Raw genomic sequence first — 24099 nt, forward strand, 5'->3', positions numbered from 1 at the left:
TGTGAACGGCCGCCGATGAGCGGCACCGGTTGGTCGATCAAGCTCTACGACGCAGCGGACGAAGTCGTCTGGGCGATCAAGCTGAACGCCCTGTGGATCCTCTTCACCCTGCTCGGCGGAGTAGCGCTGGGTATCGGCCCGGCTACCCTCGCAGCATATTCGCTGGCCAGACGCAGGTCCTCCGGTGAATCGTTTCATGCTTTGCCTGCCTTCAAGGCCGCGTTCCGCCGGGAGTTCCGCCGCGGATCGCTCGTGGTGCTGCCCCTCGTCGCCGTGGCCGTCGTACTGATCGGCAACTACCTGTACTTCGCGTCCCTCGGCGCGAAGGCGTCACTCCCCCGCCTCACCAGCCTGGCCGCGCTCGTCGCGCTCGGAGTGATCGCCGCCTACCTGCTCCCGCTGGCCGTGCACTACGACCTCCGGGCCCGCGAGTTGTTGCCCAAGGCATCGTTGGTCGCGCTCGCGCGGCCGGCGTCGTCGCTGGTCCTGCTCTTCGTCGCGGTGTCCATCGCCTACCTGTCAGCGAAGTTCCCGGTGCTCGGGTTCGTGCTGGCCGCCGGCGCCTGGATTCAGATCGACACCTGGCTCTGCCTGCGCTTCTTCGCCGAGAACGAGGCGCGCCTGCACCTGAAAGGGAACTCATGACCAACTTCTCCCGACGGCGCATCGCCGTCACCCTCGCGCTGTCGACGGCGTTGCTCGCTTCGGCCTGTTCAGGTGGTGGGGAGGACAAAGGAAGCCAGGCCGCCGGCAGCGAGCTCACCGTGATGGCGCCGCTGTTCGGCACCGCGCCGGACCCGAGTGGCGAGCTGCAGCAGGCGGTCGAGAAGCTGATCGGCAAGAAGCTCAAGATCACCTGGGTGCCGAACGCCGAGTACGGCGACAAGTCGAACGTCACGCTCGCCTCGGACAAGATCCCCGACGTGATGGTCGCGAACGAGAAGAGCCCGTCGTTCGTCAAGGCGGCCGAGGCGGGCGCGTTCTGGGACCTGACCGGCAAGCTCGACAAGTACCCGAACCTCAAGCCGGCCAACGAGCAGATCGCCAAGAACTCGATGACCAACGGCAAGACGTACGGCATCTACCGGGTCCGCCCGCTGCTGCGGTCCGGCATCGTGATCCGCAAGGACTGGCTGGCCAAGCTCGGGCTGAAGGAACCGCAGACCACCGACGACCTGTACGCGATCGCGAAGGCGTTCACCGAGCGGGACCCGGACGGCAACGGCAAGAAGGACACCTATGGCCTGATCATCCCGAAGTGGCCCGGCAACTACGCCAGCGCCAGCCCGTACGACGTCATCGAGACCTGGTTCGGCGCCCCGAACGGCTGGGGTGAGCGCGACGGCAAACTGGTCCCGGGCTTCGACACCCCGGAGTTCCTGCAGGCCAACGAGTGGCTGCGCAAGTGGGTCACGGAGGGCCTGGTCAACCCGGACTTCGCCACCCTGGACAGCGCGAACTGGAACGACCCGTTCGTGCAGGGCAAGGGCGGCATGATCATCGACGTCAACGTCCGGGCCACCCAACTGCTCGACCTGTTCAAGGAGAAGAACCCGAAGGACTTCGACAAGGTCACCCTGGTCGGGAACCTGAAGCGTTCCGACGGGCAGAAGTTCTCCTACCCGTTCACCGGCTACAACATGGTGATGGCGGTCTCCAAGCAGCACATCCGGACCGAGGAGCAGCTCGACCAGGTGCTGCAGACGCTGGACAAGCTCGAGTCCAAGGAGGGCTCGATCCTGCTCACCAACGGCATCGAGGGCCGCAACTTCAAGGTCGACGGACAGTACGCCGTACCGATCAACCAGGACGACCCGAAGGTCAAGGCGGACCAGAACGACGTGGACAAGGCCTTCATCCAGCTCGGTACGCGCGCCTCCGTCGGACTCGGCGCGTACGCGCTGCGGCCGAACGACGCGGCCAGCCGGGCGATGCGGGAGAAGTTCGACGTGCTGATGAACGAGGACCTGAAGACCGCGGTCTTCAACCCGGCCCTCAGCGTGATCGCGCCGACCGCGGTGGCCAAGGGCCAGACCCTGGACACGATCATCCCGGACGCGCGGATCAAGTACCTGTCCGGTGCGATCACCGAGGACCAGCTGAAGGCGCAGATCAAGCGCTGGTACGACAGCGGCGGCACGCAGATCGCCCAAGAGGTCAACGACCTGGCCGCCAAGGCCGGCGGCTGAGCGGCGGTCGATTCATGGCCACCGATCTGGTGCCTGAGGTGGTCCAGCCTGCCGCGGACGTCCCGCGGCAGGCCCCACCGGGCAAGAAGCTCCGCCGGGTCCCCCTGTGGAGGGATCTGCTGCGGTACCGCTGGCTGTACCTGCTGTTGCTACCTGGCCTGGTGTACTTCGTCGTCTTCAAGTACCTGCCGATGTACGGCCTGACGATCGCGTTCAAGGACTACGTGCCGTTCCTCGGCTACTCGGGGAGCGAGTGGGTCGGGCTGAAGCACTTCCAGGAGTTGTTCACCGGGCCGGACTTCGGCCGGCTGATGTTCAACACGCTGCTGCTCGCTCTGCTCACGATCGTGTTCGTCTTCCCGGCGCCGATCGTCGTCGCGCTGATGCTGAACGAGTTGCGGATCAACGTGGCGAAGCGGTCCGTGCAGTCGCTGATCTACATCCCGCACTTCCTCTCCTGGACGATCGTCGCGTCGCTGACCTACCTGCTGTTCTCGGTGGACTTCGGCGTGATCGCGAACTGGATCCACGGCCTGATCGGCGGGCAGAAGACCGACTACGTCGCGCAGGCCGACTGGTTCCGGCCCCTGATCGTGCTGCAGTTGCTGTGGAAGCAGACCGGCTGGGGCACGATCATCTATCTGGCCGCGCTGGCCGGTGTGGACTCGCAACTGTACGAGGCGGCCCGGGTGGACGGCGCCGGCCGGTGGCGGCAGTTCTGGCACATCACGCTGCCGGCGATCCGGCCGACCATCGTGGTGATGGCGATCCTGACGTCCGGCAACCTGATGGACTCCGGGTTCGAGCAGATCTGGCTGATGACCACCTCGCTCAACCGCGACGTGGCCGACGTGTTCGACACGTTCGTCTACTACATCGGCATCACGCAGGGCGCGTTCAGCTACGCGACGGCGGTCGGTCTGTTCAAGGGTCTGGTCGGCGTCGTACTGATCTTCGGCTCGAACTTCCTGGCCAAGCGCCTCGGCCAGCGCGGATTGTTCTGAGGAGGCGAGCAGATGCTGAAGAAACAAAGAGTCCGGTACTACGACTCTGTCGGCAGCCGCGTGTTCGACGTACTGAACATCGTCCTGCTGACGGGACTGGCGCTCGTCACCGTGCTGCCGCTGGTCTACGTGCTCGCGGGGTCGTTCGCGTCGGAGTCGGAGATCAGCTCACGGCCGTTCTTCCTGTGGCCGGAGAAGTTCGTCACCGACACGTACCAGTACATCTTCTCGACCGACACGTTCGTCCGCGCGTTGCTGACCACGATCTGCGTGACCGCGGTCGGCACGGTAGTCCAGTTGGTACTGACGCTGACGATGGCGTATCCACTGGCCAAGCGGTTCCTCCCCGGGCGCGCGCTCGTACTCAACCTGGTGGTGTTCACGCTGGTGTTCAGCGGCGGCATGATCCCGACGTACCTGGTGGTGCGTGATCTCGGGCTGCTGGACAGCTATTGGGCCCTGATCCTGCCGCTGGCGATCAACCCGTTCTACCTGATCGTGGTGAAGAGCTTCTTCCAGGAGTTGCCGGAGGCGCTCGAGGAGGCGGCCCGGATCGACGGGTGCAACGAGCTGAACGTGTTCCTGCGGATCGTGCTGCCGCTGTCGAAGCCGATCATCGCGACGTTCTCGCTGTTCTACGCGGTCGGGATCTGGAACGACTACATGTCGCCCTTGCTCTACATCGACGACAGCAAGAAGTGGACCCTGCAGATGATCGTCCGCCAGCTCACGGCGGCCAACGCCGACTCGGCGAACGTGCTGCAGCAACTGGAGACCGTGACCTTCCCGGAGCAGGGCCTGAAGTTCGCGGTCGTGGTGGTGGCGACGCTGCCGATCCTGTTCTTCTACCCGTTCCTGCAGAAACATTTCGCCAAGGGCGTCCTGATCGGATCGGTGAAGGAATGACCACACTGCAATGGCTGGAAACTCCCTGTCGGCAAGGCGTTTCGTGGGGTGTCCCGTGGCCGCGCGGAACGGTTGCCGAAGGCACCGGCTTCGCGCTGTCGGACGGTACGCCGGTGCAGAGCTGGACGACCGCGACCTGGCCGGACGGCTCGGTCAAGTGGTCCGCCCACGCGATCGGCCCGGCGGAGCACCCGGAGTCGTCGTACGAGCTCATCACGGGTTCGCCGACCACGCCGAGTGCGCCGGTCCAGGTCACGCGGTCCGGTGACGAGGTCCGGGTCACCACCGGCGACGTCACGTGGACGCTACGCCCACCGGGACTGATCGCATCGATCGCGTACGGCGACCAGGAGGTCGTGCGCGACGTCCGACTGGTCAGCCTCCGCCAGGACGGGCCGGACGAAGACCTCGGCGGCACCCGGCACCAGACGACGGCGACCGTCGACAATCTTGTTGTCGAACAGGACGGACCAGTGCGGGCCGTGATCAGGCTGGAAGGCAAGCATGGGGACTGGCTGCCGTTCTCGGTCCGGCTCTACTTTTATGCCGGGGCGACCGATGTGCGCGTTGTGCACAGCTTTATCTGGGACGGCGACCCCGACCGCGACTTCCTGGCCGGGCTGGGCCTCAGCGCGGACGTGGTGATGCGCGACGAGCCGCACAACCGCCACATCCGGCTGGCCGGCCCGTCCGGCTTCCTGACCGAGGCGGTCCGCGGGCTGACCGGTCTGCGCCGCGATCCAGGCGACGACGTACGACGTGTGCAGACAGCCGGCCGTGCGATCGAAGAGATCCCCAACCCCGAGGTAGCCGACCGGCTGCACCTCATCCCGCAGTGGAACGACTACACCCTCGACCAGAGCAGCGCGGACGGCTTCACCCTGCGCAAGCGCACTGCACCGGGTCATGCCTGGGTGACTATCCCGGCCGGGACCAGATCGCCGGGCTACGGCTACGTCGGCGGTGTCAGCGGCGGACTGGGCTTCGGACTGCGTGATTTCTGGAAACTGCACCCGACCCGCCTCGACATCCGCTACGCGGCCGGCGACGTCGCCACCGCCACGGTGTGGATGTGGTCACCGAGCGCGCCGGCGATGGACGTGCGCTACTGGCACGACGGCATGGACCAGGACACGTACGCCGAACAGCTCGAAGGACTCGAGGTCACCTACGAGGACTACGAACCGGGCTTCGGCAACGCTCACGGCATCGCGCGTACCCATGAGCTGACGCTGCGGGTCCACGACTCCACACCGCCGGCCGACGAGTTGGCGGAGCACGCCGCCCTGCTCAACTCCCCCGGCCTGCTGACCGTCGCTCCGGCCCGGCTACTCGAGGCAAATGTCTTCGGCAGCTGGAGTCTCCCCACAGCCGACCACCAGGACATCGAGGCCCGGCTGAACTTCCTCTTCCAGTACTACGTCGGCCAACGCGAGCAACGGCGCTGGTACGGGTTCTGGGACTACGGCGACGTCATGCACACCTACGACCGGGATCGGCACACCTGGCGGTACGACATCGGCGGCTTCGCGTGGGACAACTCGGAGCTGTCACCGGATCTCTGGCTCTGGTACCAGTACCTGCGGACAGGGCGGGCAGATGTGTTCCGGTTCGCCGAGGCGATGACCCGGCACACCGGTGAGGTCGACGTCCATCACCTCGGCCGCTGGAAGGGACTCGGGTCCCGGCACAACGTGCAGCACTGGGGGTGCAGCTGCAAGCAGGTCCGCATCTCCAGTGCGATCTACCGGCGCTTCTACTACTACCTGACCGCGGACGAGCGCACCGGTGATCTGATGGACGAGCTGGCGACGCTCGAGGAGGCGTTCCTCAGAGTCGATCCGCAGCGCAAGGTGCGGCCTGACATCTACTCCCCCGACCCGCATGCGCTCTCAATCGAGCTGGGCGTGGACTGGGGTGCGCTCGCCGCGGCCTGGCTCACGCGCTGGGAGCGGCACGGCGACGAGCGGGCGCGTTCACGGCTCGTCGGAACGATGGCCGACATCGCCGCACTGCACTATGGCTTCCTCACCGGCAATGCGCGGATGGACCTGTCCACAGGACGCTTCGACACGAGCCGGCGTGGCATTGCGGTGTCCCACCTGTCCTCGCTCTTCGGGCTCCCCGAGCTCTGTTCCGAGCTGATCGACCTGGACCTCGACGTACCCGGGTTCGAGAAGGCATGGCTCGACTACTGCCGGCTCTATCTGCTGTCGCCCGAGGAGCAGGCCGCTGAGGTCGGTCAGCCGCTGCAGGGCATCTCACTCGTCCAGGCCCACAGCCGGCTCGCGGCGTACGCCGCCGCCCGCAGCGGTGACGCGGAGCTGGCCCGGCTGGCCTGGCGCAAGTTCTTCCTCGACGAAGGCGACCAACTCAACCGCAACGCCATGCAACGCGAGGCGGAGTGGAAGACCACTCACATCGACGGCACCCTGATGCCGGTCGACGAGGCCGCGTTCGTGAGTACCAACGGCGCGTCGCAGTACGCGCTCGCAGCGATCCAGAACCTGTCCCTGATCCCTGAACACCGACCTGATGAAGGTGGAACGGCATGGAGGTCTCCCGACGCACCGTCCTAGCAGCTATGGCCGCCGTACCTGCAGCATCACTGCTCGATACCCGCACCGAGTGGAGCTGATCAGTCAGCTCGTCAACCTGAAGCAGGACAAGATCACCGAGGACGAGGAGGGGGCAGCGTCCGGGAACGCTACGAGGGCGATCAACGGGTGACGACGCGGCTGCAGTACATCCCGGAGTGGGGTGACTACTCGCTGAGTCAGCTGAACGCTGACGGGTTCACAGTGAAGAAGCGGACCAAGCGCGGGTACGGCTGGATCTCGGTGGATCAAGGAAAGCGCGCGTTCGGACTCGGGTACGTGGGTGGGGTGAGTGGCGGATTCGCCTTCGGCCTCAGGGACTTCTGGCAGCGGCACCCCACACAACTGGACATCCGGGGCGCCGCGACCGAGGAGGCCGAGGTCACCGTGTGGCTGTGGTCTCCGGACGCCGGTGCAACGGACACGCGGTTCTATCACGATGGCATGGGGCAGGACAGGTATCCGGAGCAGCTGCAGGGGCTCGAGATTACCTATGAGGACTGCGAGCCCGCGTTCGGGACGCCCTACGGGATCGCTCGGACCAGCGAGCTCACGTTCTGGGCACTGGCCGCGACTCCTTCCGCGGCGCGGCTGGGTGACATGGCGGACCAGGTGCGGACTCCCCCGCAGCTGATCAACCCTGTCGATCAGATCGTCAACACGCGGGTCTTCGGCGGGCTGGTGCGTCCGGTGGACCGGTCGGTGCCGGCGAAGAAGTCGATCGAGGACCATCTGGACTTCTTGTTCGACTTCTACCGCGGTCAGGTCGAGTCACGGCACTGGTACGGGTTCTGGGACTACGGCGACATCATGCACACGTTCGACGACGACCGGCTCGTCTGGCGGTACGACGTGGGCGGGTACGCGTGGGACAACTCGGAGCTCTCGCCGGACCTGTGGCTCTGGTACGCGTTCCTGCGGTCCGGTCGCGCCGACATCTTCCGGCGGTTCTACTACTACCTGACGGCGGACGAGCGTACGGGCGACCTGTTGTCCGAGCTGGTCGACTCGGATCGGACTGGAGTGGTCTGCCGGCCGCGTGGTTGACCGAGTGGGAGCGTCAGGGACCGAAGGCCGACGTAGCTCACGCCAAGTTGCTCGGGACCATGGAGACGATCGGGGCGATGCCGAACGGGTTCGTCACCGGTGGTGGGTTGTACGACCTGGACACCGGTCGCTTCGCGCCGGTGACGGAGAAGACGGTCAGTGTGTCGCACCTGAGCGCGCGATGTTCGGGCAGGTGGAGTGCGGGGCGTACTTCGGCAACCTGATCCTGCGGCAGGGGCACTCCCGGTTGACGGCGTACGCCGCTGTTCGCCTGGATCGCGACGACCTGGCTGCCAGGGCGTGGAAGGAGTTCTAGACCGGCGACGGGTATGGCCCGAACCTGCCTTGGTCGTCGGAGGAGGTGAACTCCACGCTCAACCCGACGCGGGCCGCGAAGTGGGTCTCGACCAACACCACGGCGCTCTACGGTCTGGCCGCCATCCAGGCGCTGGCTCTGGTCGGGGATCAGATCGTCAATCCATGAGATCGCAACCTTTTCACTGCTAGCTGCATCTCTCCAGGTATGTCGCACCGACCGGTGCTGCCCTGGGGGAGAAGACACATGCAGACAACTCGTACGGCCACCGGCGCGATGGTGGCCCTGATGGCCGTTCTCGTCGCCGGCTGCGGCGGATCCGATCCGGCAGCCGGCGACCTGGCGGCCACCACCTCGGCGCCGGCGTCGGCACCGGCTTCCACACCGGCGCCGACACCCACGCCAACACCGAAACCGACGCCGGTCAGCATCGCCGGGCTGTCGACGGCGCAGATCCTCGCGAAGACGCAGGCGGCGGCCAAGGCCGCGAACAGCGTGCACGTGAAGGGTGACCTGGTCGACGGCAAGGAGCGGTTACGGCTGGACGTCCGGCTCGCGCGGGCGGGCGGTGGCGGGTCGATCACGGTGGACGGGGACACCGTCTCGGTCATCGTGGTCGGCAAGACCGCCTACCTGCGGATGAGCGACAGCTTCTGGCGCAGCCAGTCGAAGTCGAAGGTCGAGGCGAACGCGGTGATCGCGTTGATCGGCGGGCGCTGGATCAAGACGGCACTGACCAACAAGGACCTCGGCGAACTGGCCGTCTTCGCCAGCAAGACCGGCTTCTTCGACGGACTCTTCGAGGACCCGGGCACGCTCAAGAAGACCGCGCCGAAGACGGTCGACGGCGTACCGAGCATCGGCCTGAAGAGCAGCGACGGCGGCACCCTCTGGGTCGACGTCACCACGGCCCGCCCGGTCCGCCTGGAGTCCCCGAGCAAAACCACCCCGGAGTCCCTGACCTTCACCGAGTACAACCGGGTCGCACCCCCGAAGACCCCACCCGCCAACCAAACCATCGACGGAAAAGCCCTCGGCATGTGAATCGGACACCGCGGCGCGGCGGCTGTCCGGTTGGCCGCCTCCGTCGTTCGGGCTTACTGGGTCAGCCGACCTCGGCCATGATTTCGTCGGAGACGTCGAAGTTGGCGTAGACGTTCTGGACGTCGTCGCTGTCCTCGAGGGCGTCGATCAGGCGGAAGATCTTGCCGGCGCCGTCGGCGTCGAGTTCGACCGTCATGGACGGGACGAACTGGACGTCGGCGGAGTCGTAGTCGATGCCGGCGTCCTGGAGCGCGGTCCGGGCCGGGACCAGGTCGGTGGCCTCGGTGACGACCTCCCAGGACTCACCGAGGTCGTTGACCTCCTCGGCGCCGGCCTCGAGCACGGCCTCCATCACGTCGTCCTCGGACAGCGACTTCCCGTCCTGCTCCTTGGCGACGACGATCACGCCCTTGCGGTTGAACAGGTACGCGACCGAGTTCGGGTCGGCCAGCGAGCCGCCGTTCCGGGTCATCGCCGTACGGACGTCGGCCGCGGCCCGGTTGCGGTTGTCGGTGAGGCACTCGACCAGCATCGCCACGCCGTTCGGGCCGTAGCCCTCGTACATGATCGTCTGGTACTCCGCGCCGCCGGCCTCGGCACCGGACCCGCGCTTGACCGCGCGGTCGATGTTGTCGTTCGGGACCGAGGACTTCTTCGCCTTCTGGATGGCGTCGTACAGGGTCGGGTTCCCGCCAGGGTCGCCACCGCCCATCCGGGCGGCCACCTCGATGTTCTTGATCAGCTTCGCGAAGAGCTTGCCGCGCTTCGCGTCGATGACGGCCTTCTTGTGCTTCGTGGTGGCCCACTTGGAGTGGCCTGACATGGCGAACCCAACCCTTCTTTCACCGCTACCGACTCAGAGCCCGCGCACCAGCTCGGCGAAGTAGCCGTGCAGCCTCGCGTCCCCGGTCATCTCCGGATGGAACGACGTGGCCAGCAGCCGATCGTGGCGGACCGCGACGATCCTACCCGTGGCGGGGCCCGAGCTCACCGTCGAGAGTACCTCGACGTCCCGCCCGACCCGCTCCACCCACGGTGCCCGGATGAACACGGCGTGGTACGGCGTGCCGAACGCGGCGAACTCCAGATCCGCCTCGAACGAGTCCACCTGCCGCCCGAACGCGTTCCGGCGGACCGTCACGTCCAGTCCGCCGAGCGTCTCCTGGCCCTCGATCCCGCCGGTGATCTCGTTGGCGAGCATGATCATCCCGGCGCAGGTGCCGAACACCGGCATCCCGTCCGCGATCCGCTTCTGCAACGGCTCGAACAGCTCGAACGACCGGGCCAGCTTGTCCATCGTGGTCGACTCGCCGCCCGGCAGCACCATCGCGTCGACCTGCTCCAGCTCGGAGGGACGCCGTACCGGCCGGGCCTCGACGCCGACCTCGGTCAGCATGGCCAGGTGCTCGCGGACGTTCCCCTGCAGCGCGAACACACCGATCACGGTCATAGCGTCACCCTTCGCTGCCAGTCGAGGCTGACCTCGATCCGGCCTTCGTCGAAAACGGCGGGCAGGTCGTTGTGGTGCAACAGCGCGAGTACGTCCTCGAGGAGCGGTTCACCCGGAGCGACGTTGGCGGTGTCGGGGTGCCAGACCTTCAGCTCGAGCATCCCGAAGTCCACGGCGTGCCAGACGTCGGTGTCGGTGAAGAAGACCAGTCCCCGGGGGTCCGCCGCAGCCTCCAGCGCCTGCCGGGCGGCGTGGTGGTCCGACGTGTAGCGGACCACCACGATGCCTCTGGACTCCAGCTCGGCGAGTACGGCGTCCAGCCGGCCCGGATCCGTCTCCGCGGGCCACCCGGCCGCCTCGGCGTTCAGGTCGATGACCGCCTCGCCGATCAGCAGCGGCACCAGGGCGGCCGCGTCCATCGACGGAGCGTCCTCGGAGACCGCCTCGGTCAGCGCGGCGGTGATCGCCGCGTGGTCGGCGTACCCGGACCGCACCAGGACGCGGGCCAGACCCCGCAGCTCCCGGGCGGTCCGCTCGTCGACCGCCAGCAGACCCTCGGGGGTCGTCACCAGCCGCGCTCGGCGAGCCGGTGCGGCTGCGGGATCTCGTCGACGTTGATGCCGACCATGGCCTCGCCCAGACCGCGGGAGACCTTGGCGATCACGTCGGGGTCGTCGTGGAAGGTGGTGGCCTTGACGATCGCCTCGGCGCGCTGGGCCGGGTTGCCGGACTTGAAGATGCCGGAGCCGACGAACACGCCCTCGGCGCCGAGCTGCATCATCATCGCGGCGTCGGCCGGGGTGGCGATGCCGCCCGCGGTGAACAGCACCACCGGGAGCTTGCCGAGCTGGGCGACCTCCTTGACCAGCTCGTACGGCGCCTGCAGCTCCTTGGCGGCGACGTACAGCTCGTCCTCGGGGAGGTTCTGCAGCTTGCGGATCTCCTGGCGGATCTGGCGCATGTGGGTGGTCGCGTTGGACACGTCACCGGTGCCGGCCTCACCCTTGGAGCGGATCATCGCCGCACCCTCGGTGATCCGGCGCAGCGCCTCGCCCAGGTTGGTCGCGCCGCAGACGAACGGCACGGTGAACTGCCACTTGTCGATGTGGTTGGCGTAGTCGGCCGGGGTCAGCACCTCGGACTCGTCGATGTAGTCGACCCCGAGGCTCTGCAGCACCTGCGCCTCGACGAAGTGACCGATCCGGGCCTTGGCCATCACCGGGATCGACACGGCGCCGATGATCGAGTCGATCATGTCCGGGTCGCTCATCCGGGACACGCCGCCCTGCGCGCGGATGTCGGCCGGGACCCGCTCCAGCGCCATCACCGCGACCGCACCGGCGTCCTCGGCGATCTTGGCCTGCTCGGCGGTGACGACGTCCATGATCACGCCGCCCTTGAGCATCTCCGCCATGCCGCGCTTGACCTTCGCGGTCCCGGTCTGGGGAGTCTGGTTCTCGGTCACTGCATCCTCCTGGTCGTGGGGCTCGGTTCCAGGTTAGGGGGCGGGTGGCATCGATCTTCAGTCCACCTCGGATCAAGTGGACTGAGCCAGCGCTTCGCCGAGCCGGGCGACCACCAGCCGGAGCGTGGCCGGCGGCGCGGTGAACGGGATCCGGATGTGCCGGCGGTCCGTGCCCTCCGGCGTGAACAGGTCGCCGGCACCGAGCAGGAGACCGTGTTCGCGGGCTGCCTCGAGCACCCGGCGCGCTCTGGTCTCGGTCAGCTCCAGCCAGAGGGTCATCCCGCCGGTGGGCGTGGGCCAGGCCACACCGTCGAGTGTCTTGAGTCCTGTCTCCAGTGCGGTCAGGTTGGCGCGCAGACGGGTACGGCGGCGGCTGATCACCTTGTCGAGCTTCTGGACGATCGCCTGGGCCAGGAGGTCGTCGAGAGCGCTGGGTGACGCCACGCTGAGCTGCGCGGCGGTGTTGATGCGCCTGCGGAGCTGTTTGCCGGTTCTGACCCAGCCGACGCGCAGTCCGCCCCACACGGTCTTCGAGAGCGAGCCAACACTCACTGTCCGTGGGTAGCGACTCAGCGGCTCGGCCTGCTTCCCACCGGCCAGCCAGAGCGGTCGCATGGTCTCGTCGCTGATCAGTGCGGCGCCGTACCGACGGGCTATCTCGACCACCGCCGTACGACGGTCTGCCGGGAGGCTGAGCCCGGTCGGGTTGTGGTTGTCCGCCTGGAGGTAGATGACCTTCGGGCGGTGGCGCCGGCAGAGGTGTGCGAGCTGGTCGGTGTCCCAGACGCCAGCCGGCCAGCCTGCGACGTCCAGGCGGTGCTTTCTGAGCAGGTCGAAGGCGGCTGGGTACGTCGGTGTTTCGGTGATCGCTACGCCCGGTCCGAGGTCCAGACCGGCCAGTGCGGCATTCAGACCGGCGGCTGCGCCCACGGTGAGGGTCAGCTGATCCGGCTCGGTCGGTACGCCTTCAAGGGTCAGCCGCTCGGCTAGCGCCGTACGGAGCTCCAGAGATCCACCCGGCGGCGGGCCGTCGCCGCCCATGGCCTGCGGTAACCCGTCCTGGACGATCTGGGCCGCCACCTCAGCCACATCATGTGGCGCCGCGGTCGTGGCGAACCGCAGGTCCAGCACCGGCTGGTCTCCCGCCGTCACCGTCGACGCCGGCGCGATCGGGTCCAAGAGCCGATCGAGCGGCCTGACGACCGTCCCGGAGCCTCGCTTGGTCTCCAGTACGCCGTCCGCCCGCAGGTTCTCCAACGCGCGGACGACGGTCACCCGGCTGAGGCCCAGGCGGTCCGCGAGCACTCGCTCCGAGGGCAGCCGGGAGCCGATCGAGAGGTCTCCCCGTTCGATCCGCCGCAGCACGAGCGCCTCGACCTGTTCGGTCTTGGTCCCGTCCGCCGTATCGAGATCGCCCGCCCGCCACATAAGTCCAGTCTGCCACCACTGGCCTGATGCTCCGGGGACTGTCCGTCCCAGGTGCTTGGATGCGGGTATGGACGAGCGGTGGGCGATCGCGCCGGAGGAGGGCGGCGGGGCGGTGCTCGTCGCCCTGCATCCGGACGGGCAGCCCGCCGGTGAGGTGCTGCACGATCCCGACCTCGCGACCGCGGTCGCCTCGCGCCCGCAGGTGACGCGGTGGGTGTGGCGGTCGTCGGCGGAGATCTATCCGCGGTTGCTGGCGAGCGGCGTGCGGGTCGAACGCTGCTACGACATCGAGAACACCGAAGGCCTCCTTCTCGGGCACGAGGGCCGGCTGGGTGAGCCGCGGTCGGCGGCTGCGGCTTGGGCGCGGCTGAGTGGTGGGCCGGTGCCACCCGATCCTCCGCTGCGCGCGGTGGTACCAGGCGAGCAGTCGTCGCTGTTCGACATCGCCGCCGAGCCCGTTGCGTTCGAGGCGCTGCTCCGGGTGTATGCCGACCAGCTGAGGCGGCACGGTCTCACCGAGCATCCGGACCGGATGCGGTTGCTGACGGCGTCGGAATCATCCGGGATGCTGATCGCGGCCGAGATGGATCGCGCGGGCTTGCCGTGGAGCGAGTCGGCGCATCGCGACGTACTCGCGGAGTTGCTCGGCGAACGCTTCGGCGGCACGGGCGAGCCGCGGCGGCTGACCGAGCTCGCGGACGAGGTGTCGGCGGCGTTCGGGCGACGGGTGCGGCCGGATCTGCCGGCCGACGTACTGAAGGCGTTCAAGCAGGCGGGTTATCAACTGAAGTCGACGCGCCGCTGGGAGTTGGAGACGATCGATCATCCGGCGGTCGCGCCATTGGTCGAGTACAAGAAGCTCTACCGGATCTATACCGCGAACGGTTGGAGCTGGTTGCACGACTGGGTCCATGACGGCCGTTTCCGTCCTGGCTTCGTCCCGGGGGGCACTGTCTCCGGTCGCTGGATCACCAACGGTGGTGGCGGGTTGCAGATCCCCAAGGTGATCCGCCGGGCCGTCGTCGCGGATCCGGGATGGCGTCTGGTGGTTGCCGATGCCTCTCAACTCGAGCCGCGCATCCTGGCAGCGATCTCCCGCGATCCGGCGTTGCTGGAGGTGGCCAGCGATCCCGGCGATCTGTACAAGGCCGTTTCGGACAAGGCGTTCTCCGGCGATCGGGCAACAGCGAAGGTCGCCGTACTCGGCGCGATCTACGGCCAGACCTCGGGTGACGGGTTGAAGAACCTCGCCATGCTGCGGAAGCGATTCCCGGCCGCGGTCGCCTATGTGGACGACGCGGCCCGGGCGGGTGAGGAAGGCCGCCTTGTTCGGACTTGGCTGGGCCGGACGTGCCCACCCGCGGGCGCTCCGCTGGACGATGCTCTGCTGGAAGGTCCACCCGCCGACGAGCCACAGACCGACGCCCGCAATGCCAGAGCCCGCGGTCGCTTCACGCGCAACTTCGTCGTCCAAGGATCGGCCGCCGACTGGGCGTTGCTCATGCTCGCGGCGTTGCGGCAATCACTGACGGATCTCAAAGCAGAGCTGGTCTTCTTCCAGCACGACGAGGTCATCGTGCACTGCCCGGCCGACGAAGCCGGCACCGTCGCCGAGGCCATCCAGTCCGCGTCGGATCTGGCCGGCACTCTGACGTTCGGCCGCACGCCCGCGCGCTTCGCGTTCACCACCGCGACAGTCACGACGTACGCCGACGCGAAGTAAGCCGGAACCTACGCGCCGACCCGCGCGTCAGACCGTCCGACGTAACCGAACTGATGCTTTGCACCGGGTATCGGCGTGTTGACCACAGCAGTACATTCGCCGGGTTCGTCAGAAAGCAAGGCACTTCACGGGGGATTCGTCACGACAAAGTGAAGGACGTGAGGCGCATGGCATGGGGCGACAAGAAGGCTCAGCAGCGGCGGGACGCGGTGGAGAACGGCGGCACCCTGTCGGGCCGTCAGGCCAAGAAGGCGACCCGGTCGGGTGGTCTGGGTGACGACGGCAAGGTTCGCGACACCAAGGGCCGGGTGACCGGGGACTTCTCCCGGCGCACGCCCAAGCGCGGCAACGAGCACGGCGTCTGAGTAACCCGCTCCCCGGTGGCGCCTAGCGCGTCACCGGGGAGTGCAGTTCGGCGGGAAGCCCGAAGCGGGCGAAGTCGGTGGTCTCGTAGGCGGTCATCTCGGCGATCAGGCCCTGTTCGATGCGGAAGATGTCCAGGCCGAACAGCCAGAATCCGGAGGTCTTCGGCGGTTGCAGGTAGGCAGCCAGGGTGGGTTGGCGGTTGACCGTGGTCGGCAGGAAGCGCCAGTGACCGCGGTAGGCCGGCGTGAGGTTGGGGACCAGCGAGCGGACGGCGTCCGCGCGGCCCTCGAACCAGAACGGGTACGGCGGCATCGTGATGCGGACGTCCTCGTGCATCAGGGCTGCGAGCGCCGCAGCGTCGGCGGCCTCCCAAGCAGTCAAGTACTTCTTCAAGAGCTCCTGCTCATCCACAGAAGAACACACCGCGGACCATTCGGATCGGTGCGGCGGCAGGTGATCGCGGAGAATCGGGCGAGCCCGCTGCAGAGCTGAGTTGACCGCGGCAACGGTCAGGTCCATGACCGACGCGGTCTCGCGGGCGGGCCAGCCGAGGACGTCGCGGAGGATCAGCACGGCGCGCTGGCGGGGTGGGAGGTGCTGGATCGCGATCAGGAACGCGAGTTCGATCGTCTCCCGCCGGATCGCCACCGCGTCAGGTTCCTCGGCGCGGTCGAGGAGTACGTCGGGGAACGGCTGGAGCCACGGCACATCCTCCCGGGCCGGTAGCGCCGTGGCGGGGAATGATGCCGGCTCGAGCTGGTGCGGGAGGACTCGCTGCGGACGCCGTACGTCGTCGATGCAAGCGTTGGTGGCGATGCGGTAAAGCCAGGCACGCAACGACGACCGGCCGTCGAAGGTGGCGCGGGCACGCCAGGCGCGGAGGTAGGTCTCCTGGACCAGGTCCTCGGCGTCGTCGTACGAGCCGAGCATCCGGTAGCAGTGCACCCGCAGCTCGTGCCGGTACTGCTCGGCCTCCTCCTCGAACGTCAACGCCCGTCCTCCAGTTCGATCGTGCACGGCATCGGCGCGCGGCCGGCCAGCCGGAACCAGGTGACCAGGCGGCGGTGGCGGAGGTCGCGTGCCGACACCACGATGTCGTTGTGGAAGCGGCGTGCCAACTGGACCCGCCGCATCGCCAGGTTCAGCTCGCCGGCCCACGGTTCGACATCGGTGCCGGTGGCACGGATCGCTCGGGTCAGCGCGGACTCCGCCTGCTCGCGCGCCTCCACATCGGCGGACGCATCCAGCGACGCGGTCCGGGCGCGGTGCGCCGCATCGAGCAGCAGCAAGGACGACGCCGGGTCGAGGACGCCGCTGCCGGCCAGTTCGGCGACCATGGCGGAGCGACGGGACAGCTCTGTCTCCAGCGACGCACGCGCGAGGTCCACGCGGTGGTGCAGGCGGTCGAGCCGCCCGGCGGTCCAGCTCGCGTAGGCGCCGAACAGCAGCAGCACCACGCCGATCGCGAGCAGCGCCCAGGAGACCTCCACGGCACCATTCGATCATCGATTACGGAGCGCTGACGGTCCGGCCGAATCCGGTAGTCGCCCCATCGCCCGGCACTAGCGTCGGGATCATGGCTGATATCGGCGTGATCGGTGGCTCCGGCTTCTACTCGTTCCTGTCCGACGCACAGACCGTCGAGATCGACACCCCCTTCGGCCCGCCCAGCGAGCCGCCGGTGGTCGGCGAGCTCGACGGGCGCGCGGTCGCGTTCATCCCCCGGCACGGTGCCGATCACCGGTTCCCGCCGCATCGCGTCAACTACCGGGCCAACCTGTGGGCCTTGCGTGAGCTCGGCGTCCGGCAGGTGCTCGGGCCGTGCGCGGTCGGCTCGCTCAAACCTGAACTGGTCCCCGGCACGTTCGTCGTGCCCGATCAGTACGTCGACCGCACCTGGGGACGCGAGCACACGGTGTACGACGGTCCGCCGGTGGTGCACACGTCCGTCGCCGACCCGTACTGCCCCACCGGCCGGGCGACGGTGATTGCCACCGGCAACGTCGTACCCGAGGGCACGATGGTGGTCGTCAACGGACCACGCTTCTCCACCCGCGCCGAGTCCGCCTGGCATGCGGCGCAGGGCTGGTCGATCGTCGGCATGACGGGAGCGCCCGAGGCGTCGATCGCCCGCGAGCTCGCGCTCTGCTACACGTCGATCGCGCTGGTCACCGACCACGACGCGGGGATCCGGACGGGCGAAGGCGTCACGCAGGCGGAGGTCTTCAAGGTCTTCGGCGAGAGCATCGAGCGCCTCCGGTACCTGCTCACCGAGGTGATCGGTCAGCTGCCGAAACCGGACGCCGACTGCGGGTGCCGCCACGCCCTCGACGGTACGGCGGCCGCCCGGTGAGAGTCCTGCTGACCGGCGGCGCCGGGTTCATCGGACGGCATGTCCACCACCAACTCGTTGCCGAGGGCCACGAAGTCGTCGTGCTCGACTCGTTCCGTCCGGACGTCCACGCGCACCAGCCGGAGCTGCGGTCCGGGCTGATCGTCGGCGACGTCCGCGACGCGGCGACCGTTGCCGCGGCACTGGATGGCATCGACACCGTGATCCATCTCGCCGCCAAGGTCGGGCTCGGCGTCAACCTCGACGATCTGGACGACTACGTGTCGACCAACAGCCTGGGTACGGCGGTCCTGCTCCGGCAACTAGCCCACACCACGATCCGGCACGTCGTCTACGCCAGCTCGATGGTCGTGTACGGCGAGGGCCGCTACGACTGTGATCGGCATGGTCAGGTGGCGCCCGGTCCACGCCGTACCGAGGATCTGGACGCGGGACGCTTCGAACCACCGTGCCCGGTCTGTGGCGCCCAGCTCCGGCCGGGTCTGGTCACCGAGAATGCTCTCCCCGATCCGCGCAACGCCTACGCGGCCAGCAAGCTGAACGGCGAGCACCTGGCCGCGTCCTGGGCCCGCGAGACCGGCGGGAGAGTGAGCGCGCTCCGCTTCCACAACGTCTACGGACCCGGCATGCCGCGGAACACGCCGTACGCCGGGGTTGCGGCGATCTTCCGCTCGATGCTGGAACGCGGTGAGGCGCCGAGGGTGTTTGAGGACGGCCATCAACGGCGCGACTTCATCCACGTCCACGACATCGCGACGGCGGTCACCACCACGGCGGCCGCGCTCCCCCACCAGCCGCCGTTCACGGCGTACAACGTCGGGAGCGGCACCATCAGCACCATCGGCGACGTCGCGACAGCGCTCTCTCGTGCCTACCAAGGGCCGGCCCCGGTCGTCACCGGCCAGTACCGCTTGGGCGACGTCCGCCACATCACCGCATCCTCGGCCCGCCTCCAGGACGAACTCGGCTGGAAGCCCGCCTACGACCTCACGACAGGTCTCGCCGACCTCCTCGGCTCACCCGCCGATTGACTCGGTCGCCGGCTGGACCGGCGGCAGGTCGATCTGGAACGCGCAGCCGCCGTCCACGTTGTTGACGGCGATCTTGCCGTCGTGGGACTCGACGACGCCGCGGGCGATCGCGAGACCGAGTCCGCCACCGGTCGACGAACCGGCGTCGGGCGTGCGCTGCTCGTCGCCCCGCCAGCCGATGTCGAAAACCCGTTCCAGGTCGTCGGCCGGGATGCCGCCGCAGCCGTCGGTGACGGCCAGCCGCACCCGCCCGTCGGATTCGCGGTCGACGGACACCGTGACCGTGCCGCCGGGTGACGTGTGACGGATCGCGTTGCCGACCAGGTTGGTGACCGCGCGGGTCAGCTCGTCCGGATCGCCCTGGACGGCGAGCCGATCGTCGTCCGGCGGCGTCGACACCATCAGCCCGACCCCAGACGACCGTGCGTGCGCACCGTTCTCCCCCACCACGTCCTCCGCCAGCTCCCGCAGGCTGACCGCCGACCGGCGCCGCGGCGGAGGTGCGGCCGACAACCGGGACAGCTCGAAGAGGTCGTCCACCAGCCCCGTCATCCGATCCACCGTCGCCCGCATCTGCCGCAGCGCACCGGGTACGTCGTCGATCACGCCGTCCTCGAGTCCCTCGGACACGGCCCGCAGCCCGGCGAGCGGCGTACGCAAATCGTGCGACATGAAGGCCACCAGCTCCCGCCGGCTCGACTCCAGTGCGCGCTCGCGTTCGTGCGACGCGGCCAGCTTCCGGCGCGTCATCTCCAGCTCGTCGGTCAGCTCCGCCAGCTCGGCCGGCACCGCGCCGGCCAGCGCGACCGGCGCCTCGTACGACGTCCCGAGGTGACGCAACCGCCGTCCGACATCCCGCGACCCCGTGCTGATCCAGTGCCCGAGCAGGACCGACATCCCGAGCCCGAGCAGGGCCGCGAACGCCAGCGTCCAGAGCACCACCCACGAGTCGTGCTCGGAGATGAACATCGCCCGGACGCTCTGCAGCACCGCGGCCAGCGCGGCCGCCATCGGTGCCAGCGCCGCCACGATCATCGTGATCCGTAACGACCGGCGGCGGAACTGCCACAGGATGGCTGCCCCGAGCGCCGCCACGACCAGCGTCCACAGCGTGGTGAGCGCCAGGATCGTGACCATGTCCTTGTTCATTCGGCATCTCCGACGAACCGGTAACCCGTCCGCGGCACCGTGAGGACGAGGCGGGGATCGGACGGGTCGACCTCGATCTTCTCCCGCAACCGCCGTACGTGCACGGTGACGGTCGACGAGTCACCGAAGTCCCAGCCCCAGACCCGCCGCAGCAGCTCGGCCTTCGTGTACGCCTTGCCCGGATGCGACACCAGGAATGCCAGCAGGTCGAACTCGCGATGTGTGAGCGACAGCTCGTCCTCGTTCAGGTACGCACGCCGCGCCGCGGTGTCGATCGTGATCGGACCGGCGCTCAGCTTGGTCGGCGTCAGGTCGAGCCCGGCCAGGCGTTCCTCGCGCCGCAGCATGGCCTGCACCCGCAGCGTGAGCTCCCGCGGGCTGAACGGCTTGACCACGTAGTCGTCCGCGCCGACCTCCAGCCCGACCAGCCGGTCCTCCTCCTCGCCCCGCGCGGATAGCATGATCACCGCGGCGCCGTCGTCGGCCGCGCGCATCCGGCGCAGCACCTCCAGCCCGGACAGGCCGGGCAGCATCACGTCCAGTACGACGACCGACGGTTTCCACTGCTGCCAGACTTCGACCGCGGCGACACCGTCCGCCACCACGCGGGCGTCGTACCCGGCCTTGGTCAGGTACGCCGAGACGACGTTGGACACGGTCGGGTCGTCGTCGACCACGAGCACACGAGTAGCCACGATCAGAGCCTAGATCGTCGGACCGGCCGCACCCCCGGTCCGCAGCGCACCGCGTCGCGACGTAAGCGACCCGTAGTCGCGTCCGGGCCGCTCCGGCGACCGTTGTTCCCTACGGTCGAAGAGTGTCAGTCGATCTCGTCCTGCCGTGCCTGAACGAGGCCGCGGCCCTGCCCTGGGTGCTCGAGCGCCTGCCGGCCGGCGTCCGGGCCGTTGTCGTCGACAACGGTTCGACCGACGGCTCGCCGGAGATCGCCGCTCACTTCGGCGCGACCGTGGTCAGCTGCGCGCTGCGCGGGTACGGCGCAGCCTGTCATGCCGGCCTGGAGGCGGCCGAGGCGGAGGTGGTCGTGTTCATGGACGCCGACGCGTCGCTGGATCCACGCCAACTGGTCCGGGTCACGGCACCGGTGCTGGCCGGGAACGTCGACCTCATGGTCGGGCGGCGACGTCCGGTGTCGCGCGGGGCCTGGCCGTGGCATCTGCGGTTGGCGAATGCCGAGTTGTCCCGGCGGATGTGGCGCCGTACCGGGGTCCGCTTGCACGACCTGGGTCCGATGCGGGCGGCCCGGCGTACCGCTCTCCTCGACCTCGGCCTGCAGGACCGGCGATCTGGATACCCGTTGGAGACCGTGGTCTGCGCGGCCGACGCCGGGTGGCGGATCGCCGAGGTCGATGTCGACTACCTTCCGCGTTCCGGGCGGTCGAAGGTCACCGGTACGCCGCTTGGCGCGGCGCGGGCCGTCCTCGACATGTCGAAGGTGCTGGCTCGATGACTCGCGGGACGCTGATCGTCATCGCGAAGGAGCCGGTTGCGGGGCGGGTGAAGACGCGGTTGCAGACCGAGTTCACCGCTGATGAAGCGGCGGCACTGGCCCGGGCGTCGCTCGTGGACACGCTGAGTGCAGTCCGTGCGGCGCCGGCATCGCGGCGGGTGCTCGCTCTCGACGGTGATCCGGGGCCGTGGCTGCCTGATGGGTTCGAGGTGATCGGGCAGCGCGGAGATGGGTTGGACGAGCGGTTGGCTGCTGCGTTCGAGGATGCGTTCGACGGTACGCCGATGCTCCTCGTCGGCATGGACACACCGCAGCTCGCGCCGTCGCTGCTGGGATTCCAGTGGCCCGGGTACGACGCTGTGCTTGGGCTGACCGATGACGGCGGCTACTGGTGTCTCGGACTCCGGGTGCCGGATCGGCGGGCGTTGATCGGCGTACCGATGTCGACCGATCACACCGGGCGCGACCAACTGCGGCGGCTTCGGGAACTCGGCCTGCGGGTGTTGCTGTTGCCGACGTTGCGGGACATGGACACGCCCCGTGACGCGGCACTGATCGCGGCCGCACATCCGTCCTTGCGGGTGTCGCGGCTTCACCAACGGCTGCGGCATGCGGCTCATCCGGGCTTGCTGTTCGAGCAGGCGCTGGGTGGTACGGCGCGAGTCGTTGCTACCGGCATCGATGGACGGACGGTGCCGTCGCTGTCCGAGCTGGATCGGTGGAAGTCGCCCGCGGACGAGGTCGACCGGCTTGCGCTGAGCCGGTGCGAGGGCCCCGTTCTGGATATCGGGTGCGGGCCGGGGCGGATCGTGACGGCGCTGGCCGAGCGAGGGATTCCGGCCTTGGGTGTCGATGTGTCGCCTCGGGCGGTGTCGCTCACCACGGCCCGCGGTGCGGCGGCATTGCGGCGGCCGGTGCAGGATCGGCTGCCGGCCGAGGGGCGCTGGGGCAGCGTGCTGCTGATGGACGGCAACATCGGGATCGGCGGCGACCCGTCCGACCTGCTCCGCCGCTGCGCCGAACTCGTCCGCCCCGACGGACTCGTCCTGGTCGAGGTCGACCCCGACGACGATCTCGACGACACCGGCCCGATCGTCCTGCGCAGCTCCACCGGCCGCCGCTCCACACCGTTGCCCTGGGCAAGGGTAGGTACCCGCGCCGTCCTCCGCCACGCCCGCCATGCCAACCTCCACCCCACCGAAGACTGGCGAGCCGGCCACCGAGCCTTCCTGACCCTCCGCCGGACCGCCTGATGCGGTCGGTTGCCGGGGGTGTCGTGGCGGTTGGTTGTTGTGGGGCGGTGATCGCGGCCTCGGCGGCGCACGTCTTGCCGAACGTGGTGCTGGTGGTGGGGTGTGTGGTGCTGATGGGGGTGGTGTGGTGGGCCAAGGGGGTGAGTGTGGCCGCCGTGGTGATTGTTGCCGCGTTGTGTCAGGTCCCGGGGCTCACGCAGGCGCCCACTACGAGCACGGATGCTTACCGGTACGTGTGGGACGGTCGCGTGCAGTTGTCGGGGCATTCGCCGTACGCGCGGGCGCCGTTGGACGACAGCCTCGCGAAACTGCGGGATCCCGTGTTGTTTCCGGGGTTGTCGCCGACTGACCGTTCCGGCGTGAGTGGGCTGCCAAAGGACCCGGCAGCGGTCTCCCAGGACGACCCGAGGACGCGGATCAACCGGCCGCGGGTTCCGACCATCTACCCGCCCGTCGCGCAGGCCTACTTCGCCGTGGTCTCGTTCTTCACGCCGTGGTCCGCGGGCACCCTCGGCCTCCAGATCGCAGCAGCATTGATCGCTATCGCACTCACCTGGCTACTCGCAGTGCAGGATCCGCGGTGGGCGGCTCTGTGGGGTTGGTCACCGATCGTCGCCCTGGAGGCCGGCAACGCAGCACACGTCGACGTCCTCGCCGCACTCCTGATCGCAGCCGCGGTCGTCACCGCCACCCGGCGCCCGAAGCTGGCCGCGGCCGCACTCGGCGCGGCGGCGAGCGTGAAGCTCCTGCCGCTCCTGCTGCTCCCGGCCTTCCGGGGCCGCCGGCCGATGGTTGCTCTAGGCACCTTCATCGCCTCCTACCTCCCGCACCTGCTTGCCGTCGGCACCTTGGTGCTCGGCTTCCTGCCCGGCTACCTGACCCAGGAAGGCTTCGACGACGGCAGCTCCCGCTCGGCGATTCTCGCGCTCCTGCTGCCTCCTGAGGCCCGTCAGCTCGTCGCCGCCGCCCTCGCGCTCGGCCTGGCGGTGGCTGCCCTCCGGCGGGCGAAACACGAGCCGATCGCCCTCACCTGCTGCTGGCTGTACGGCGCCGCGCTGCTGATCGCCACCCCGACCTACCCGTGGTACGGCCTCCCGCTGATCGCGCTCGCGGTCCTCGCGCGCCGGCCCGAATGGCTCGCCGTACCCCTGGCGTCGTACCTGGCCTACGCGAGCTTCGGGCACGACACCCGGCAGGGCCTGATCCACCTCACGGCGGCTGTCATCGTTGTCATCGCTCTCACGATCCGTCACCGAACCACTACCGCAATGGCGTTTGACGCGCCGACGTTCGCCACCCAACACTGATCG

Annotated in this window: 22 protein-coding genes and 2 pseudogenes; 15 read left to right on the top strand and 9 right to left on the bottom strand. The window is 68.6% G+C overall.

What is annotated here, in order from left to right; all coding sequences use genetic code 11:
• Positions 1–15: 15 nt before the first annotated feature.
• From ACZ6O0_RS06175 to ACZ6O0_RS06210, 8 genes and pseudogenes are all read left to right on the top strand, one after another.
• Entirely contained in the window at positions 16–645 is a 630-nt protein-coding gene (locus ACZ6O0_RS06175) for a YesL family protein (protein WP_465763730.1), read from the top strand.
• The gene (locus ACZ6O0_RS06180) at positions 642–2189 is read left to right on the top strand and encodes an extracellular solute-binding protein (protein WP_465763731.1); all 1548 of its coding nucleotides are present in this window, start codon (positions 642–644) and stop codon (positions 2187–2189) included. Before ACZ6O0_RS06175 ends, ACZ6O0_RS06180 begins: the two co-directional genes overlap by 4 nt.
• A 14-nt stretch (positions 2190–2203) precedes the next feature.
• Positions 2204–3193: an ABC transporter permease gene (locus ACZ6O0_RS06185; protein WP_465763732.1), complete on the top strand. Its 990-nt coding sequence runs from the start codon at positions 2204–2206 to the stop codon at positions 3191–3193.
• A 12-nt stretch (positions 3194–3205) separates the two neighbouring features.
• Positions 3206–4099: a carbohydrate ABC transporter permease gene (locus tag ACZ6O0_RS06190; RefSeq protein WP_465763733.1), complete on the top strand. Its 894-nt coding sequence runs from the start codon at positions 3206–3208 to the stop codon at positions 4097–4099.
• Positions 4096–6678, top strand: a complete 2583-nt coding sequence (locus ACZ6O0_RS06195) for an exo-rhamnogalacturonan lyase family protein (protein ID WP_465763734.1) — start codon at positions 4096–4098, stop codon at positions 6676–6678. Before ACZ6O0_RS06190 ends, ACZ6O0_RS06195 begins: the two co-directional genes overlap by 4 nt.
• A 147-nt stretch (positions 6679–6825) precedes the next feature.
• A pseudogene (locus ACZ6O0_RS06200) lies at positions 6826–7967 on the top strand (exo-rhamnogalacturonan lyase family protein).
• Positions 7925–8227: pseudogene (locus tag ACZ6O0_RS06205) on the top strand (exo-rhamnogalacturonan lyase family protein). The pseudogenes ACZ6O0_RS06200 and ACZ6O0_RS06205 overlap by 43 nt, the downstream one beginning before the upstream one ends.
• A gap of 78 nt (positions 8228–8305) precedes the next feature.
• Complete coding sequence (locus tag ACZ6O0_RS06210) at positions 8306–9103, top strand: hypothetical protein (RefSeq protein ID WP_465763735.1); 798 nt, start codon at positions 8306–8308, stop codon at positions 9101–9103.
• A 61-nt stretch (positions 9104–9164) separates the two neighbouring features.
• Here the strand turns inward: ACZ6O0_RS06210 and ACZ6O0_RS06215 are convergent, their stop codons facing one another.
• The 5 genes from ACZ6O0_RS06215 to ACZ6O0_RS06235 form a co-directional block, all read right to left on the bottom strand.
• Positions 9165–9926, bottom strand: coding sequence for a YebC/PmpR family DNA-binding transcriptional regulator (locus ACZ6O0_RS06215; RefSeq protein ID WP_465763736.1), 762 nt, complete (start codon positions 9924–9926; stop codon positions 9165–9167).
• 33 nt (positions 9927–9959) lie between these two features.
• Positions 9960–10553 carry a pyridoxal 5'-phosphate synthase glutaminase subunit PdxT gene (gene pdxT, locus ACZ6O0_RS06220; RefSeq protein WP_465763737.1) on the bottom strand — a complete coding sequence of 198 codons (594 nt, stop codon included), beginning with the start codon at positions 10551–10553 and terminating at the stop codon, positions 9960–9962.
• Complete coding sequence (locus ACZ6O0_RS06225; RefSeq protein ID WP_465763738.1) at positions 10550–11122, bottom strand: DUF6891 domain-containing protein; 573 nt, start codon at positions 11120–11122, stop codon at positions 10550–10552. Before ACZ6O0_RS06225 ends, pdxT begins: the two co-directional genes overlap by 4 nt.
• Positions 11119–12018 carry a pyridoxal 5'-phosphate synthase lyase subunit PdxS gene (gene pdxS / locus ACZ6O0_RS06230; RefSeq protein WP_465763739.1) on the bottom strand — a complete coding sequence of 300 codons (900 nt, stop codon included), beginning with the start codon at positions 12016–12018 and terminating at the stop codon, positions 11119–11121. Before pdxS ends, ACZ6O0_RS06225 begins: the two co-directional genes overlap by 4 nt.
• Positions 12019–12090: 72 nt before the next feature.
• Positions 12091–13446: an aminotransferase-like domain-containing protein gene (locus tag ACZ6O0_RS06235; RefSeq protein ID WP_465763740.1), complete on the bottom strand. Its 1356-nt coding sequence runs from the start codon at positions 13444–13446 to the stop codon at positions 12091–12093.
• Between the two features lie 67 nt (positions 13447–13513).
• Between ACZ6O0_RS06235 and ACZ6O0_RS06240 the strand changes: the two genes are divergently transcribed.
• Positions 13514–15169, top strand: a complete 1656-nt coding sequence (locus tag ACZ6O0_RS06240) for a bifunctional 3'-5' exonuclease/DNA polymerase (RefSeq protein WP_465763741.1) — start codon at positions 13514–13516, stop codon at positions 15167–15169.
• Positions 15170–15327: 158 nt separating this feature from the next.
• Positions 15328–15534: a hypothetical protein gene (locus ACZ6O0_RS06245; RefSeq protein ID WP_465691878.1), complete on the top strand. Its 207-nt coding sequence runs from the start codon at positions 15328–15330 to the stop codon at positions 15532–15534.
• Between the two features lie 22 nt (positions 15535–15556).
• On the opposite strand, the gene ACZ6O0_RS06250 is transcribed toward ACZ6O0_RS06245, so the two are convergent.
• Both ACZ6O0_RS06250 and ACZ6O0_RS06255 read right to left on the bottom strand, forming a co-directional pair.
• Positions 15557–16525: an RNA polymerase subunit sigma-70 gene (locus ACZ6O0_RS06250; protein WP_465763742.1), complete on the bottom strand. Its 969-nt coding sequence runs from the start codon at positions 16523–16525 to the stop codon at positions 15557–15559.
• Positions 16522–17025, bottom strand: a complete 504-nt coding sequence (locus ACZ6O0_RS06255; protein WP_465763743.1) for a hypothetical protein — start codon at positions 17023–17025, stop codon at positions 16522–16524. Before ACZ6O0_RS06255 ends, ACZ6O0_RS06250 begins: the two co-directional genes overlap by 4 nt.
• A gap of 86 nt (positions 17026–17111) precedes the next feature.
• Here ACZ6O0_RS06255 and ACZ6O0_RS06260 point away from each other — a divergent pair, with 86 nt between their 5' ends.
• Positions 17112–17888 carry an S-methyl-5'-thioadenosine phosphorylase gene (locus ACZ6O0_RS06260; RefSeq protein WP_465763744.1) on the top strand — a complete coding sequence of 259 codons (777 nt, stop codon included), beginning with the start codon at positions 17112–17114 and terminating at the stop codon, positions 17886–17888.
• Complete coding sequence (locus ACZ6O0_RS06265) at positions 17885–18919, top strand: NAD-dependent epimerase/dehydratase family protein (protein WP_465763745.1); 1035 nt, start codon at positions 17885–17887, stop codon at positions 18917–18919. The genes ACZ6O0_RS06260 and ACZ6O0_RS06265 overlap by 4 nt, the downstream gene beginning before the upstream one ends.
• On the opposite strand, the gene ACZ6O0_RS06270 is transcribed toward ACZ6O0_RS06265, so the two are convergent.
• Entirely contained in the window at positions 18905–20068 is a 1164-nt protein-coding gene (locus tag ACZ6O0_RS06270; RefSeq protein WP_465763746.1) for a sensor histidine kinase, read from the bottom strand. The genes ACZ6O0_RS06265 and ACZ6O0_RS06270 overlap by 15 nt on opposite strands.
• Positions 20065–20763, bottom strand: a complete 699-nt coding sequence (locus tag ACZ6O0_RS06275; RefSeq protein WP_465763747.1) for a response regulator transcription factor — start codon at positions 20761–20763, stop codon at positions 20065–20067. Before ACZ6O0_RS06275 ends, ACZ6O0_RS06270 begins: the two co-directional genes overlap by 4 nt.
• 122 nt (positions 20764–20885) lie before the next feature.
• Here ACZ6O0_RS06275 and ACZ6O0_RS06280 point away from each other — a divergent pair, with 122 nt between their 5' ends.
• Genes ACZ6O0_RS06280 through ACZ6O0_RS06290 form a run of 3 tightly spaced genes read left to right on the top strand, consistent with a single transcriptional unit; the run spans position 20886 to position 24096 of the window.
• Positions 20886–21536: a glycosyltransferase family 2 protein gene (locus ACZ6O0_RS06280; RefSeq protein WP_465763748.1), complete on the top strand. Its 651-nt coding sequence runs from the start codon at positions 20886–20888 to the stop codon at positions 21534–21536.
• Positions 21533–22789: a DUF2064 domain-containing protein gene (locus ACZ6O0_RS06285; protein WP_465763749.1), complete on the top strand. Its 1257-nt coding sequence runs from the start codon at positions 21533–21535 to the stop codon at positions 22787–22789. Before ACZ6O0_RS06280 ends, ACZ6O0_RS06285 begins: the two co-directional genes overlap by 4 nt.
• Before the next feature lie 47 nt (positions 22790–22836).
• Complete coding sequence (locus tag ACZ6O0_RS06290) at positions 22837–24096, top strand: MptA/MptB family glycosyltransferase (protein WP_465763750.1); 1260 nt, start codon at positions 22837–22839, stop codon at positions 24094–24096.
• The last annotated feature ends 3 nt before the right edge of the window (positions 24097–24099 follow it).

The organism is Kribbella sp. NPDC048837 (assembly GCF_055586945.1).